The 14,488-nt window shown below is 72.9% G+C and carries 7 protein-coding genes and 11 pseudogenes; 6 read left to right on the plus strand and 12 right to left on the minus strand.

Annotated elements, in window-relative coordinates; genetic code table 11:
* Positions 1-2: 2 nt before the first annotated feature.
* Both UK94_RS66680 and UK94_RS66685 read right to left on the minus strand, forming a co-directional pair.
* Positions 3-467: SDR family oxidoreductase (locus UK94_RS66680; RefSeq protein WP_235490055.1), on the minus strand; the 465-nt coding region annotated here is incomplete at its 5' end.
* Position 468: 1 nt separating this feature from the next.
* Positions 469-779, minus strand: a pseudogene (locus UK94_RS66685) (SDR family NAD(P)-dependent oxidoreductase); the annotation flags it as partial.
* 946 nt (positions 780-1,725) lie between these two features.
* Between UK94_RS66685 and UK94_RS66690 the strand changes: the two are divergent.
* Both UK94_RS66690 and UK94_RS26820 read left to right on the plus strand, forming a co-directional pair.
* Positions 1,726-2,009 (plus strand): annotated as a pseudogene (locus UK94_RS66690) (class II aldolase/adducin family protein); the annotation flags it as partial.
* A gap of 1 nt (position 2,010) precedes the next feature.
* Positions 2,011-2,640, plus strand: a pseudogene (locus UK94_RS26820) (class II aldolase/adducin family protein); the annotation flags it as partial.
* Positions 2,641-2,715: 75 nt separating this feature from the next.
* On the opposite strand, the gene UK94_RS26825 reads toward UK94_RS26820, so the two are convergent.
* From UK94_RS26825 to UK94_RS26840, 3 genes are all read right to left on the minus strand, one after another.
* A complete protein-coding gene (locus tag UK94_RS26825) occupies positions 2,716-3,486 on the minus strand; it encodes a class I SAM-dependent methyltransferase (protein ID WP_157734459.1) in 771 nt (256 codons plus the stop codon).
* 1,177 nt (positions 3,487-4,663) lie between these two features.
* A complete protein-coding gene (locus UK94_RS26835; RefSeq protein ID WP_268761667.1) occupies positions 4,664-5,905 on the minus strand; it encodes a phosphotransferase in 1,242 nt (413 codons plus the stop codon).
* 310 nt (positions 5,906-6,215) lie between these two features.
* Complete coding sequence (locus UK94_RS26840; RefSeq protein ID WP_055752025.1) at positions 6,216-7,202, minus strand: hypothetical protein; 987 nt, start codon at positions 7,200-7,202, stop codon at positions 6,216-6,218.
* Between the two features lie 468 nt (positions 7,203-7,670).
* Between UK94_RS26840 and UK94_RS26845 the strand changes: the two genes are divergently transcribed.
* The 4 genes and pseudogenes from UK94_RS26845 to UK94_RS66700 all read left to right on the plus strand — a co-directional run.
* A partial coding sequence (locus UK94_RS26845; RefSeq protein ID WP_235490057.1) for an SAM-dependent methyltransferase occupies positions 7,671-8,295 on the plus strand: 625 nt, incomplete at its 3' end.
* A 1-nt stretch (position 8,296) separates the two neighbouring features.
* A pseudogene (locus tag UK94_RS66695) lies at positions 8,297-8,528 on the plus strand (SAM-dependent methyltransferase); the annotation flags it as partial.
* 405 nt (positions 8,529-8,933) lie between these two features.
* On the plus strand, positions 8,934-9,916 hold a 983-nt coding region (locus UK94_RS26850), incomplete at its 3' end, for an ABC transporter substrate-binding protein (RefSeq protein ID WP_313949601.1).
* 1 nt (position 9,917) lies between these two features.
* A pseudogene (locus UK94_RS66700) lies at positions 9,918-10,112 on the plus strand (branched-chain amino acid ABC transporter substrate-binding protein); the annotation flags it as partial.
* Positions 10,113-10,153: 41 nt separating this feature from the next.
* Here UK94_RS66700 and UK94_RS66705 read toward each other — a convergent pair.
* From UK94_RS66705 to UK94_RS75175, 7 genes and pseudogenes are all read right to left on the minus strand, one after another.
* Positions 10,154-10,381 (minus strand): annotated as a pseudogene (locus tag UK94_RS66705) (methoxymalonyl-ACP biosynthesis protein FkbH); the annotation flags it as partial.
* A gap of 1 nt (position 10,382) precedes the next feature.
* Positions 10,383-10,430, minus strand: a pseudogene (locus tag UK94_RS66710) (hypothetical protein); the annotation flags it as partial.
* A gap of 1 nt (position 10,431) precedes the next feature.
* Positions 10,432-11,087 (minus strand): annotated as a pseudogene (locus tag UK94_RS66715) (methoxymalonyl-ACP biosynthesis protein FkbH); the annotation flags it as partial.
* Position 11,088: 1 nt separating this feature from the next.
* Positions 11,089-11,644 (minus strand): annotated as a pseudogene (locus tag UK94_RS76550) (methoxymalonyl-ACP biosynthesis protein FkbH); the annotation flags it as partial.
* A gap of 471 nt (positions 11,645-12,115) precedes the next feature.
* A partial coding sequence (locus UK94_RS66725) for an acyl carrier protein (RefSeq protein ID WP_235490083.1) occupies positions 12,116-12,287 on the minus strand: 172 nt, incomplete at its 5' end.
* A gap of 1 nt (position 12,288) precedes the next feature.
* Positions 12,289-14,268, minus strand: a pseudogene (locus UK94_RS66730) (type I polyketide synthase); the annotation flags it as partial.
* A 1-nt stretch (position 14,269) separates the two neighbouring features.
* Positions 14,270-14,487 (minus strand): annotated as a pseudogene (locus tag UK94_RS75175) (modular polyketide synthase); the annotation flags it as partial.
* Position 14,488 lies beyond the last annotated feature (1 nt).

The following is a 14,488-nucleotide window of genomic DNA, read 5'->3' on the forward strand; positions in this document are numbered from 1 at the left end:
GCTCAGTAGTGGATGGGGCCCAGGGTGCCGCCGCCGGCGGCGATCGCCTCGCCGGTCACGGCGACCGCGAGCGGGGATGCCAGGAAGGTGACGACCGCGGCGACCTCGTCCGCGGTGACGGCCCGCCCGATGGCGATGCGGGTCGCCGCGGCCTGGATCTGCTCCTCGGACAGCACGACGCTCCCGCCGTGGTCGGCGGTCAGGGTCAGCCCGGGATGGACGACGTTGACGGTCACGCCGTGCGGACCCAGCTCGTCGGCCAGGGTCTTGGTGAGAGCGGCGACGCCGACGTTGCGGATGGAACCGGAGGCGAGGCCGACCTGGCGGGCCGCCAACCCGCCGATGTTGATGATCCGCCCCCAGCCCTGCGCGACGAAGTGCGGCGCGACCGCCTGCGCGGTGCGCAGGTAGCCGAGCACCTTGACGTTGAAGTCGGCGGCGGCGTCCGCGGTGGACAGGGCGGTGACNCCCCCGGGCCCGCCGGCGCCGCCGGGCCGGGCGGCGTTGTTGACCAGGATGTCGACGCCGCCGAGTTCGGCGACGGTGCTCTCGACCAGGGCCTGGACGGAGGCGTCGCTGGCGGTGTCGGTGACGATCGGCAGCACCGTCGCGCCGCCCGCGGCGGACAGCTCGGCGGCGGCCGACTTCAGCACGTCGACGTCCCGGGCCGCGATGACGACCTGGACTCCCTCGGCGAGCAGCGCGCGGGCAACCGCCCGCCCGATGCCGCGGCTGCCGCCGGTGACGATCGCGCGGCGGCCCGCGAGGTGCAGATCCATGCGTGCTCCCTGTCTGTTGGTTGGGCTCCCGCCTGTCTGGGCTCCCGACCGTCCGGCGGCCTGCGCCGCAGCCACGGCGCGGACCGGCAGGACGCCGGCCGCCAGGGGGCACGAGTCGGCCGGCCCGGAGCCGATCGGGCCCCGACCTCCGCGGTTGCGCAGGCAGGGTGACGGCCTGGTGCGGAAGGGAGGCCGGTGCGAAGCGGACCGACCGAGTACGGGAGGCCGGGTGCGCAAGGCCGGTGCAGAGGGCCGGGTACGGAGGCCCCGTACAGACGGCCGGGTACGGAAAGCTGGTGCGAACGGCCGGGTANGGAGGGCCGGCCAAGGGGACGGGTACGGAGGAGTGCCTGACGGTCGACGAGGCGAAGCGCGCGTCACCGGCTCGACGCGGCGAGGACGTCGCGCCGCGGGTGGCGCTGGCGAAACCTCGCGCGCGGCGAGCAGACCGGGCGGGGNGCGGGACTGACCGGGCGTCGGGTGTCGGCGTCAGCTGCGGCGAGCCGGACAGCTCGCGGAGGTGACCCGCAGCAGGTCGATGTGCTCGCGCCTGGTCAGAGAGGCGATCGTCAACACCTCCCCAACATGAACCCGATTTGTCGATCGGTCAAGTGGGAAAATAAGGTGACNCACACCACATGACGGGACTCCGTCGGAGGCACCGGACCGGGGCCCGGCTGGGGATTGACAGCTCGCCGAGGCGGGGCACCATCCCCCTCGGGAAGCTTGACAATGGCTTCGACCCTGCCGCACAGTTGCGGCGCGCACCTGCTCCGGCGGCGCACCGCCGACACCTGCGCCTCCCGCCACGCGGGTGCTCCCGGCTGGGAGGGCCTTCTCCGTACTCCGCCTTCACTCCGCCTTCGCTCCTGGCACCGGCGATGCCCTGGTGAGCCCGCGTCAGGCCGGTTCCCGCCCGTCATCGAGATGGAAGGACCAGACCCCCATGGCGCTCTCCACCCATGCCCCGGCCCCGACGACCCCGGTCACCGGGGCGTCCGGCGCCGCGGCACCCCACGAGGCGCCATCCCAGAAGGCGCCATCCCAGAAGGCACCATCCGAGGGCCGACAGGGGAGCCCCTGGGCCGGGGTCTCCCCCGCCGAGGGCGGGGAATGGCCCCGTCCGGTGCCGGTCCGCACGGTCGAGCAGGAGCGGCTGCACCGTAAGCAGAAGCTCGCGGCGGCGTACCGGATCTTCGCCAAGCTCGGTCTCGCCGAGGGCCTGGCCGGNCACATCACCGCCCGCGACCCCGAACTGACCGACCACTTCTGGGTCAACCGCGCCGGCCTCGACTTCAGCCGCATCAGGGTGTCGAATCTGCTGCTGGTCAACGCGGCGGGAGAGATCGTGGCGGGGCAGCCGCCGTTGAACAGGGCGGCGTTCGCGATCCACTCGCAGATCCACGCCGCCCGCCCGGACGTCGTCGGCGCCGCGCACACCCACTCGCCGTACGGCCGGGCGCTGTCCGCGCTCGCGGTGCCGCTGCATCCGATCTCTCAGGACGCCTGTGCCTTCTACCAGCAACATGTCATTTTCGAGGAGTACAACGGGGTCGTGTTGAGCGAGGAGGAGGGCCGGAAGATCGCCGCGGCGCTCGGCCCGCACAAGCTGGCGATCCTGCGCAATCACGGCCTGCTCACCGTCGGCACCAGCGTGGAGTCGGCGGCCGCCCGGTACATCGCCGCCGAGCGGGCCGCCAGGACCCAGCTCATCGCCGCGGCGGCCGGGCCGCTGCACATCCTGGACCACGAGACCGCCAGCTTCACCGCCGGTCAGGGACGCAGCGACGACTCGGACCGCTGGGCCTTCGACGCCCTCTACGAGATCATCGTCGAGGAGCAGCCCGACCTGCTCACCTGACCTCCCCGGCACCCTCCTCGGTGACGTCCCCGCCCCGGTGACATTCCCCGCAACACCGCCGAGCCGGGGCCGCGGTCAGGCCGCGACGGCGACGACCGCGTAGTCCTGGGGCCCGAACAGCGCCGAGGTCAGCGCGGCGCCGACCAGCCGGGCGGTCGCCTCGTCGACGCCGTCGAGCCGCAGGGTGGACAGGTCGACCTGCTCGCGGGGGTGCAGCCGGCGGATCTCCGTACCGGTGAAGCCGCTGGTGGTGACCAGGAACTCGGTGAGCGCCGGCGGCAGGGGTCGCCGGTGGGTCGGGTCCAGGTAGAAGTTGCAGGCCCCCATGGCCAGGTTCGTCGGGTCGGGCGTCTCCAGGATCAGCCCGCCGCCGGGGCGCAGCGCCCGACCGGCCTGCGCCAGCACGGCGAGCAGTTCGTCGGTCGCCAGATGCTCCACGACGTGGAAGGCGGTGACGAGGTCCAGCGTGGCGTCGCCGACCGTGCGGAGATGGTCGAGAATGTCCCCGACCTCGACGCGCAGTCCCCGCGCCCGCGCCGCCGCCGCGAACGTCGGATCGGCGTCGACCCCGACCGCGTCGACCCCCCGGGCGGCGAGCATCAGCAACCACTCACCGCGCCCGGGACCGAGATCGAGCACGCCCCCGCCGGCGACGAAACGGTCGACGTCGGGCAGGTAGACCTCCAGCCGCCGGCTGATCTCCTCCTCGCTGCCCCGGAAGCGGTCGGTGAACGCCGGATAGTGCTCGGCGAAACCGGCCTCGGCGGCAGGAACGGCGCTGGTGGGAGGCTCGGCCGGGTCGCGGCCGTCGAGGAGATCGCCGCTGTCGCCGGCATCGGTTCTCATGTCGTAGGTCTCCCCGCCGCGCCCCGCACGCATCCCGAGGTCGGACACCGCGGCCCACCGCCGATGACGGCTGGTCGCCATGCGCGGGAGGACTGCGGTACGAAGTGTGCGATGTGGCGCCGACCGCGCACAACGCACCGCAACCGGCTCCCGCCTGGTTCGGGCACTATCCCCCGACGACCCGGGGCAGGGTCGCGNCGGTGTCGAGCAGGCCGATCAGCCAGCCCGGCGTGGCACCCAGGTAGAGGGCGTTGCACAGGACCGCGGCCGTGGNCGCCGCGGGGTCCTGGTTGATCACCGCGACGAACGCGGCCAGGCCCGCCGCCTCCATGCCGAACGTCAGGATCGAGCTCCAGCGGATGGTCTCGTCGAAGTAGGCGTCGGTCCAGACATCCTGCGCGTCCCCNCCCCAGGTGGTGTTGCCGAAGGCCACCGCGCGGGCCCAGATGTCGCGCAGGTCGGCCTGGCCNCCCTCGCCGACGATCGCCCTCTCGTAGGCGTCCGGGTGGGCGGCGACGGCCCGCTCGAACGCCGAGCGCCAGACCCTCAGATAGTTCGGGGTCGGCAGGTCGTAGTCGACCCGCATGAAGTGACGTGCGTTGATGCGCACCGCGGCCGGCCGGGGCGTGCGGTGCGGGCGGCGCTGGCCGATCGGCGGGTCCTCGGTCTTCACCACCTGAACCCCGGCGTTGTAGGCGATGCCGTGGACGGGGCCCGACGGCGTGTCCTCCCGCAGGATCGAGGGCAGGATCTCCAGGCAGCGTTCGCCGCCGTCGCGCAACGCCGCCAGCCGCTGCGCCATCTGCGTGACGATGCCCTGCTCGACCTCGGCGAACGGCGGTGACAGGGCGATGCCGAGCCGCTCGAACACCGGTGGCATCCCCCAGTGCTCCCGCAGCTCCAGGCCACCCCAGTAGCTGGACGCGAGGATCGCCCAGGCCTGCTCGCCGATGTCGTCGACGGCGACGGCGCCCTGCATGATCGGTCCGGACAGCCGGTCGGTCAGCCAGCCGTTGAACCCGACCCAGTACGCCTGCGGGGTCGCCATCGTGGCCGCCGTGGGCGCGAACTCGGCCACGAGACGGTCCACGAGCGCCGGCGCGGCGGGCATCACCGCGGCCAGCTCCGCCAGCAGCGGCGGCCCGTCGCCGTCCACGTGCACGTGCACGGTCATGCGTTACCTCCGTAAGGGCTGGCCCCCGGCCTGCCAGGCGTCGCCGGAGAGTGGTTGCAGACTGAGGTGGATGAGCTTCTCGTGCCGGGCACCCGTGCCGGCGATGAGGAACTGCTGGCGCTGCGTCCAGCGGTGGAAGTACTGCACCAGCGGGACGTCGAGGTCCGGGGAGGCGCGCAGCACGAACTCCTCCAGCGCCGCCTCGGCGGTGGCGAGGTCCGGCTGGCGGGCGCCGAGCAGCGCGGAGATCTCCTCGACGTCGGCGCTCTCCAGGTCGGCGCCGAAGGCGTGGACGTGCTCGGCGAACCGGGTCACCGCCCGGGCGCTGTCCGCCCGGAAGCCCTCGAAGGCGCTGGCGGTGGGCCACTCGTCGAGTAGTGCCATCAGGTTGGTGTAGGCGGCGCTCGCGTAGGACGACCGGCGCTGCGCGGGGGGTTCGACGGGGGGCAGCGGCGCGCCCGCGACCGCGGCGATGGCCTCGAGCGCCCACCGGCCACAGCCGACGAGCCAGGTGAAGTACTCCAGCCAGCTGTCGCCGGGCGCTGGGTTGCGTACGGAGTCCTCCCACTGGAACGGGGTCATCAGCGACCAGCCGGCGGTGTGGAACTCCACGGCGTCGCGGTCGATCCGCTCGCCGGTGACGGCCTCGTAGCGCCGCGCGATCCGGCCGATGTCGCCGAGCGGCTCCTCGCAGTCGCGGCTGCGCATCGCGGCGAACTCGGCGATCGGGTCGCCGATGTAGGCGGCCTCGAAGTCGATCAGGCCGGTCAGCCGGCCCCGGTCGAACAGGAACTGCGCCGCATCGGCCTGGATGAGCCCCCGCTGCGTGCGCCCCGTCGGGACGTTGCGGCACAGCCACCGCCACATGAACTCGATCATCGGGCTGGGCGCGGTCTTGGCCCGACGGTAGTTGCGCTCGCCGGTGGCGTACATGGTCAGCGCCGCGGCCCGGTTGTCGGCCGGCACGGGCAGCCCGAGCGCGCCGAACTCGCGCACGTCGATCGCGTGCATGCGGCACATGGCGTCGACGTACTGGTCCAGCACGGCGTCGCGTTCGGCGTCGTCGGACGCGGTGGCGAGGTTGACCCGGCCGGGCAGGCGGTCCATGACGATCGCGGGCGGGTCGTCGATCATCCCGTGGACGCGCGGGACGGGTACGCCGTGCCGGTGGAGCACCCGGTTGATGTCGGCCTCCTGCCGGAGGGTGATCATCTCCCGGAAGTTGCCGCCGCGGTGGCCGCGCACGTAGTACCGGTGCAGCTCCCCGTCGCTCGCCAGATCGGCGAACCAGGCGGCGCGCCAGCGCTCCTGCCNCTCGAACGCCACGACGGTGCCGTCGAGCTCCCGCTCCAACCAGGCCCGAACCCGCTCATCCTGGCTCACGACTCTCCCTCCCACGAACGTTCCCGGCGAGGCTACGGATCTTTCCTGGTCGAAGACCCCGATGCGCGAGCATGGCACCTTCGGGCCGAGCCGGGGGCCCACTGCCGTCAAACCTCGACGTCGACGAAGGCCTGCGCGTCGGCCACCGGCTCGACGTCGGCAGCGTCGGCAGCTACCTGGCGACGGGGCGGCGCAGGCGCGTGGCGAGGCCGGCGGCGCCGAGGGCGGCCACGACCTTGGCGCCGAGTTCGATCATGCGATCCATGCCCGCGTCGCCGATCGGCGCGTAGGCCAGCGCCGCGAGTTGGTCGGTCCGATCCTCGATCCAGCGCCTGCGGCGGCGACCCTCCGCCGTCAGCTCCGGCGTCACCGCCGCCGTCAGCTCCGGCGTCACCGCCGCCGTCAGCTCCGGCGTCACCTCTGGCGTCACCTCTGGCGTCGCGGCCTCGGTCAGCCAGCCCCGGCGGCGCAGGCTCGCGACCGAGGCGTCCCAGGCCGGTGGGTCCCAGCGCCGGGAGTCGCGCAGCAGCTCGCCGGGCCACCCCTCGTAGGCGGCGTGGATGACGAGCGCGTCGATGCCGCGCAGCCCCTCGAGGACGAGCCCGGCGATGTGCCCGTCGCCGCGGTGCTCGCGCAGCACCTTGGCGGCGTGCCAGATCACGAGATGGTCCTCGCGCGGCCACGGCAGCGCCGCGAGCCCGGCGAGCAGCGGACGGCCCTCCCTGTTCGCGGCCGCGGCCTGCCCGGCCGCGCGCGCGAGCTCGGCCAGCTCACCGAGTTCCGCCGGGTCGATCGGTGCGAGCGCCGCGGCGAGCACCGGCGCGAACGCCGCCTGTTGCGCCGCGAGGACGGCCTCGGGTGACGCCTTGCGCCACACGGCCGGAATGACGCTCTCGACCAGCCGGGGGTTGACGTTGTAGAAGGTCGCCACCACCACGTCGGACGATGCGGCCCCCAGCAGCGCGGCGCGCGTCACCAGATTCACGACGGCGACGTCGTCGAGCCCGAGGTCGAGCCGGTCCAGCGCCGCGTGGACGGCCGGGCACAGCACGCCGGCGCCGAACGTGGGCTCGATCGCCAGCAGCGCGGGACGGGTGCGGGCCACATCCACGCCGCCGTCCGCCTCGTGGCCGGTCAGGAGGTTCCCCTCCGTGGTCACAGTCCGTCTCCTCTCGTCGCGCGGGAGTCCCGCCACAACGGCGACCTGACCCGCCGGGCGCGAAGAACCGACCGAAAGAACGATATGGGTACGCNCACCGAGAATCCATCGAGCGGACGGCGAGGTTGTCGGGCTCGATATCGNCGTTCGACGGCCGTACNNGGTCCCGCACAGCCTGCGTATGACATCCGTCAGCATGCGGGAGAACAATGTCGGCAGACTATCCGGTCCGCGTGCGAGCCGGGCCGCAGCCAAGCCCGTCCGTGCTACTCGGCAACCCACATAAAGGTGGTCCGACGTCGGTCATGGTGTTCGCCGGGCGAGGGAAATGATGGTCACGGCGGCACCGTACCACTCCGCGGGCACGTGGTGAACAGCGTTGACCATGCCGCAACTCGTGGACCCACCGAAGCCGAGGCGACTAGGGTGATTAGGGCAGGATCGTCCGGCTTTGAGGGGCAGGCTGCGGTGACCGAAGCAGGAGCAGGGAACGCCCCCGGCGGGCAGTGGTGGACGTCCCTGGCCGACGAGCCCCAGCCGGCCGACCTCAGGACGGACGAGGCTCATTCCGCCCGCATGTACGACTACTACCTGGGCGGAAAGGACAACTTCCCGGCCGACCGACAGGCCGCGGAGCAGGTGCTGGCCACGTACCCGAACGCCCGTAACGTCGCCCGCCACAACCGCGCCTTCATGATCCGCGCCACCCGGTTTCTCGTCGGCGACCGTGGGATCCGCCAGTTTCTCGACATCGGGACGGGCATTCCCACCTCGCCGAATCTGCACGAGGTCGCCCAGGGGATCGCCCCGGACACCAGGGTCGTCTACGCCGACAACGATCCGATCGTGCTCGCCCACGCCCGCGCCCTGCTGACCAGCAGCCCCGCCGGCCGCACCGCCTACCTCGACGCCGACCTGCGCGACCCGGCCCTCATTCTCGACTCCCCCGAGCTGACCGAGACCCTCGACCTGACCAGGCCGGTCGCCCTGTCGCTCATCTCGATCTTCCCGTTCATCCCTGACTCCGACTCCCCGCTCGACATCCTCCGCACGCTGATCGACGCGCTACCGTCGGGCAGCTACCTGGCCCTCANCCACGCCACCGCCGACTTCGATCCCGCCTTCGAGGCGTCGGCGTCGGCGTACCGCAGTCGCCGCATCCCCAACCAGCTCCGCAGCCGCGCCGAGGTGGAGCGCCTGTTCCTCGACCTGGAACTGCTCTCCCCCGGCGTCGACCTCGTCCACCGCTGGCTCCCGGACCCCGCCCACGCCGGTCTCGCCGACGCCGACGTCAGCGTGTACGGCGGCATCGCTCTCAAGGCGTGACCCGCGGGCGGTGAGCGCGGTCCGCACCGGCGGGCCGGCTCACCGGACCGACGCATGGCGACATTGTGACGATTTGGGCGGTATAGAGGCGCTTTCCGCCTGTTCGAGAACTGCTCCCCCTGCCGTTGTTTCTCGCGTCCCGCGAAGGCGCCGGCACCCGAATATGCCAGCCCGTCATTAGCCACGGAGGCGGGCCTCGGTAATGTTGCCGCACTGATCAGGACCACGGCATCGATCAGTACACAATCGAGTGCACGGACGCCGAATCCGCCTCGCCGGCGCCAGGCCCATGTCTCCGGCGGATGTGCCGTGCCGCCACCCGATTGGCGCGTCCGCGCGCCCACGTCCGTACCAGGGAGTCCCATGTTCACGTGCCGCCATTCCAGAGCTCTGGCGGTAAGCGCCATGTTACTTCTGGTGGTCGCGGGTGCCGGCGGATGTTCTACCTCCGGCGTGGCCTCGGCGTCCACCTGCGACACCCCGGGAGTGACGGCCGACCACATCAATCTCGGCGTCCTCTATCCCGACACGGGAGCGGTCGCGAGCGCCTTCGGCGCCGTCCGCTCCGGAATCGACGCCCGTCTGGGCGTGGCGAATGCCACCGGCGGCGTCCACGGCCGCACCATCGGTTACACCTGGCGGGACGACCAGGGCGCGGCGGCCACGAACGAGACCGCCGCCCGGGATCTCGTCGACGGCCAGCATGTCTTCGGCATCATCGAGGCGACCCTCGCCGCGAGCGGCAGTGCCCAGTACCTGGCGGACCGGGATGTTCCGGTCACCGGCCTGGCGGCCGAGCAGGTCTGGTCGAAGTACGCGAACATGTTCGCCTTCTCCTACGTCAGCGCCGCGCCCACGGACACCTACGGGCAGTTCGTGCGGTCCCAGGGGGGCACCCGAGCGGTCGTCGTGCAGACCGCACTGTCGACCGGCGTCTCGGACGCGGCGGCGCGCTACGGGCGCAGCGTGGACGCCGCCGGTGTGCCGGTGCTCGACACGCTGAACTACACCCCGGGCGCGGACAACCCGCAGTCGGTCGCCCAGCGGATCGCCGCCCTCGATCCGGACACCATCATCAGCGTGATCCAGCCGGACGCTCTCGTCGCGGTCCTCGACGCGCTGCGCGCCGCGGGCCGAAACCCGAAGGTCGTCCTGTCGGCGAGCGGCTACGACCGGCGGTTGCTACGCACCTTCGGCCCCCGCATCGCGGGACTCACCGTTCCCGTCTTCTACCGGCCCTTCGAATCCGGCGGCCCGGCGATCGCCGCCTACACGGCGGCGATGACGCGCTACTCACCCCAGATCAGCCAGCCGGAGCAGGACATCGCCGTGACCTCCTACATCGAGGCGGACATGTTCATCCGCGGCCTGGAGCTCGCCGGCGACTGNCCCACCCGAGAGGGCTTCATCACCGCGCTGCGAGCCGTGACGCGCTACGACGCGGGCGGCCTGATCAGTCCGATCAACATCAGGACCGGCCTCGGCAAACCGACCACCTGCTACTCCTTCGTCCAGGCCAACGCGAGGGGCACCGCGTTCGACGTGGTGGCACCGGATCTGTGCGGCAAGGAGCTCACCTCCTGAAGCCCCGACGCACCCGGTCCTCACAGGAACGCTCCGAAACACTACTGAGAGTCGGGAACGATGTCGCTGCCGACGGTCAACGACAGGTGCACCGGCACCGGCACGATGTCGACGAGGCTGTGGCGATAGCTCGTCAGCCCCTCGGAAGCGGTCTCGACGGCGAATCCGTAATGCGGGTAGAGGTCCGCGACCTTGCCGTTCTTGGCAGTCCGGCGATACTCGCCGTGGACGGCGCCGTGGCCGGCCTCCCGGGCCGCCCGCAGGACCGCNCCCAGGCAGGCCTGTTCGATGCCGCGGGCGAACACCCGGCAGCTGAGCNGGAAGTTCTCGATGTGCAGCCCATCGGGGCGAGCCCGCACGAACAGCGCCCCGACCGTCCCGTTGCTGCCGAAGCGGTCGGCGGCGACGATCGAGAGCACCCGCGCGGCCGGATCCGCCGCGAAGGCCCGCACGTCGGACTGCGACCGGCGCTCGGTGGTGAGGTTGAACTGGTTGGTCCGCAGGGTGAGCTGGGACAGCCGGGCCAGATCGGCCTCACCGGCCCGTTCCAGCACCACCGAGACCCCGAGACGGTTGAGGAACTCCTCCGCCGAGCCCGCGGCCGACAGGAACTCCGTGCGCGCCGACTCCTCGTGGTAGAGCCGGGTGCGGGCCCGATCCTCCACGGTCAGCTCGGTCGTGACGAACCAGCCGTCGGCGAGCAGCCGCTCGCCGTGCAGCGCGGGCTCCCCGTCCAGACCGATCACGGACACCTCCGGCAGCTCGGCGGCGACCGCGGCGCACTCGGCCTGGCTGTCGTCGACGAACACGACGCTGTCGAGCCCGACGTTGAGATCCCGGGCCAGGTCCCGCAGGTTGCCCGGCTTCGGCGCCCAGTTCGCGATCACGCGGACGAAGTCCTCCTCGCGCAGAACCATGCCGGGATGCTCGCGCAGCGCGGCCAGCACCGTGTCCTGGTCGTTCTTGCTCACCGCGNCCAGCAACACTCCCTGTGACTGGAGCTGGCGGACCAGCCGCTGGAACCGGGCGAACGCCTCCCCGCGGTAACCGGTGCCGACCTCGACGCCCTCGACCCCGTCATCACCGAGAACGCCGCCCCACAGCGTCTCGTCGAGGTCGACTGCGAGCACCTTCCTGGTCCGTCCCCCGCGCGCGCGGACCAGATCGCTCACCTCCCGGGCGTAGGCCGCGAGCAGGGCGTCGGAGAGGTGCGCTCGGGCGTAGGCCTCGAAGCGGGGTTCGACGACGGCCACCCCCGACGCCACGATCGGGTCGAGGTCGAGCACCGTCACCGGCCCGGCCGCCGCGCCCAGGCCCAGCAGCTGCGCGTTCGCCGAGCGCCAGGCCGCGCCGAGCCGCGCCCGGGCCGGATGGTCGAGCAGCTGCGCCGACCAGTACCTGGGCAGCGGCACGGTGTTGAGCACCAGCACCCCGGAGCCGCTCGCGCGGTAGCGCTCGACCAGCCCGGTCCACAACGCCAGTTTCTCGGTCAGCACCCGTTCGACGTCGTCCACCGTGAACGGCACGGCCACCTCGTCGAAGACGGCCGCCTGGTCCAGAACGCACAGGACGATGTCGGGCTGCTCGGCGTAGAGCGCGCTGGNCGGATCGCCCAGCTCGAAGACGTAGCTGTCGAAGTCGGCGACCCGTATCCGAGGCACCAGGCCGTGCCGGGCGAGCTGGCCGGCGAGCGCGGTCTGCAGGAGGTTCACCGTCCCATGGCCGGTGATCGTCACGGTGACGGCGGGAAGGTCGGGATGGATCCGGCGGACGGCGTCGGGGTCCACACCGGCCACCAGCCGCGCGGCGGCCAGCGCATCCGGCCCGGTGACGGCCCCGAGCAGCGGGCCGAGCGCCGGGTACCGGTCGGCCAGCAGGCCCGCTCGGTGCAGGGAGCGCACCTCGGCGAGCGCCTCGGCACTGTTCATCGTCCTCGTCCTCTCACGGATCGTCTGGAGATCGGCGGGGCCGCCGGGCCGGCGGGGCCGGCGGGCTGGTCTTGCTCAGGTCGCGAGCCCGCGCAGGCACGACACGAGCCCGACCGAGGTGTGGTGCTCGAAGACCGCGCTGGGCGCCAGGTCCAGCCCGGTGAGCCGGCGGATCCGGCCGGCGATCTCCAGCGCGGTGAACGAGGTGACCCCGATCTCGGTCAGGTCGTCGTCGGGATCGACCGACNCGGCGTCTCCCCCGAGCGCGTCGGCGACCGACTCGATGACCGTCCGGAGCAGGATCTCGTGGTGTTCGTGCTCGGGCACCCCGGCCAGCACGGAGACCACCGGCTCCGCATCCAGCGCCGACTCGGCAGGGGGTGGCGGCTCCTCGGGTACCGGCGACTCGGCGGATCCCGCCGCGGGCCGGGCGGCCACGAACCAGTAGTGCTCGTGCTGGAAGGGATACGTCGGCACCGCGGCCGGGTCGGCGAACGGCCCCGGGCCCAGCACCGCGGCCCAGTCGACCGCCACTCCGCGGCCGTGCAGCGCGGCCGCCGCGGCCAGCGCGGAGCGGGCCTGGGAGTCCGGGTGGCGGATGAGCGGGGTGAGCGCGACGGCGTCCGGCTCGTCCGCCAGGCAGTCGCCGAGCATCCCGGTCATCGTCGGGTCCGGGCCGATCTCCAGGAACGTGTCGACGCCGAGCTCGCGCAGCGCCCGGACGCCGTCGTGGAAACGGACCGTCCCGCGTACCTGCTCCGCCCAGTACCCGGGATCGGCGAGCTCACCGGCGGCGGCGACCCGTCCGTCACGGTTGGACACCACCGGGACGCTCGGCTGCCCGACCCGCAGCCCGCCGGCGAAGTCCATCAGCGCCGGCAGCGCCGCGTCCATGTGGGCGGAGTGGAAGGCATGACTGACCTTCAACGCCTTGGTCCGTAGCCCCTGCGAGCGCCACCGGGCCGCGAGCCGGCGCAGCGCGTCGGCGTCACCGGAGACCACGGTGGACCGCGGGCCGTTCACGGCGGCGACCGACACCGTCCCGGCCAGCTCGGCCAGGGCGGGACGCACCTCGTCCACCGGCGCACGCACCGCGAGCATGGCGCCACCGCCCGGGGCGGCCTGCATCGCGTTGGCCCTGGCCACCACGAGGCTCGCGACGTCGGTCAACGACAGCGCCCCGGCGACATGGGCCGCGCTGAGCTCACCGATCGAGTGCCCCAGCACGGCGGTCGGGGTGATGCCCCAGCTCCGCACGAGCCCGGCCATCGCGACGTGGGTGGCCAGCAGGGCCGGCTGGGTGAACTCGGTGCGGTGCAGCAGCCCCGCCGCCGACCCGGCCTCGGCGAAGACGACCTCCCGCAGGGACGGGCCCCCGCCGTGCTCCCGCCGGGCGTCGTCGACCGCGGCGCAGACGGCGTCGAACGCCGCCGCGTAGACCTCGGACCGCCGGTACAGCTCCCGGCCCATCCCCTCACGCTGCGTTCCCTGGCCGCTGAACACCAGCGCCACGCTCGGCGCGGGCAGGGCGCGGGTCACCGGCGCGGCGCCGGCGAGCGCGCCGAGCTCACGGTCCAGCGCGGCGGCGTCCGCACCCGTCGCACCGGCCCGGAAGCGGAACTGGGAACGCCGGATGGCCAGCGTCCGCGCGACCGCGGCCAGATCGGTGTCCGTGGGCGCGTCGCGCAGAAACGCCCGCAGCCGGCCGGCCTGGGCCCGCACCGCGCCCGGCGTCCTGCCGGAGACGACCCAGGTCACCGCCGTAGGCGGCGCGCCGCCCGGCCCCGGTTCACCCCGCGCCGGTCCGGCTGGGGCCGGTTCGGCTGGGGCCGGTTCGGCTGGGGCCGGTTCCGGGGGCGGGGCCTGCTCCAGGATGAGATGCGCGTTGGTGCCGCTGATCCCGAACGACGACACCCCTGCCCGGTACGGCCGGCCGAGCGCCGGCCAGGTCCGGGGTACGGCCAGGACCTCGACCGCACCGGTGGACCAGTCGACGAACTCGTTGAGCTCGGCGGCGTGCAGGGTCGGCGGCAGGACTCCGTGCCTGAAGGCCTCCAGGATCTTGATCACCCCGGCCACCCCGGCCGCGGCCTGGGTGTGCCCGATGTTCGACTTCACCGAGCCGAGGTACAGCGGGTGCTGCCGGTCCGGGTGCGCGCCGTAGGTGGCCAGCAGCGCGCCGGCCTCGATCGGATCGCCCAGCGCCGTGCCGGTCCCGTGCGCCTCGANGGCGTCGACGGCGTCCGCGCCCAGCCCGGCACCGCGCAGCGCGGCCTCGATGACCTTGCGCTGGGCGGTGCCGTTCGGTGCGGTCAGCCCGTTGCTGGCGCCGTCGGAGTTCACCGCGGAACCCCGCAGCACCGCCAGGACCGGATGGCCGTGTCGGCGCGCGTCGGAGAGTCGTTCCAGGACCACGATGCCCACGCCCTCGCCGAAGCCGGTGCCGTN

The organism is Frankia sp. AvcI1 (assembly GCF_001420875.1).
In the GTDB taxonomy this organism is placed as follows: domain Bacteria; phylum Actinomycetota; class Actinomycetes; order Frankiales; family Frankiaceae; genus Frankia; species Frankia alni.

What these genes read in the sequence shown, in the direction of transcription:
- UK94_RS26825 (WP_157734459.1), bottom strand. Translation starts at nt 3,486, where the DNA reads ATGAGAACCGATGCCGGCGACAGCGGCGATCTCCTCGACGGCCGCGAC.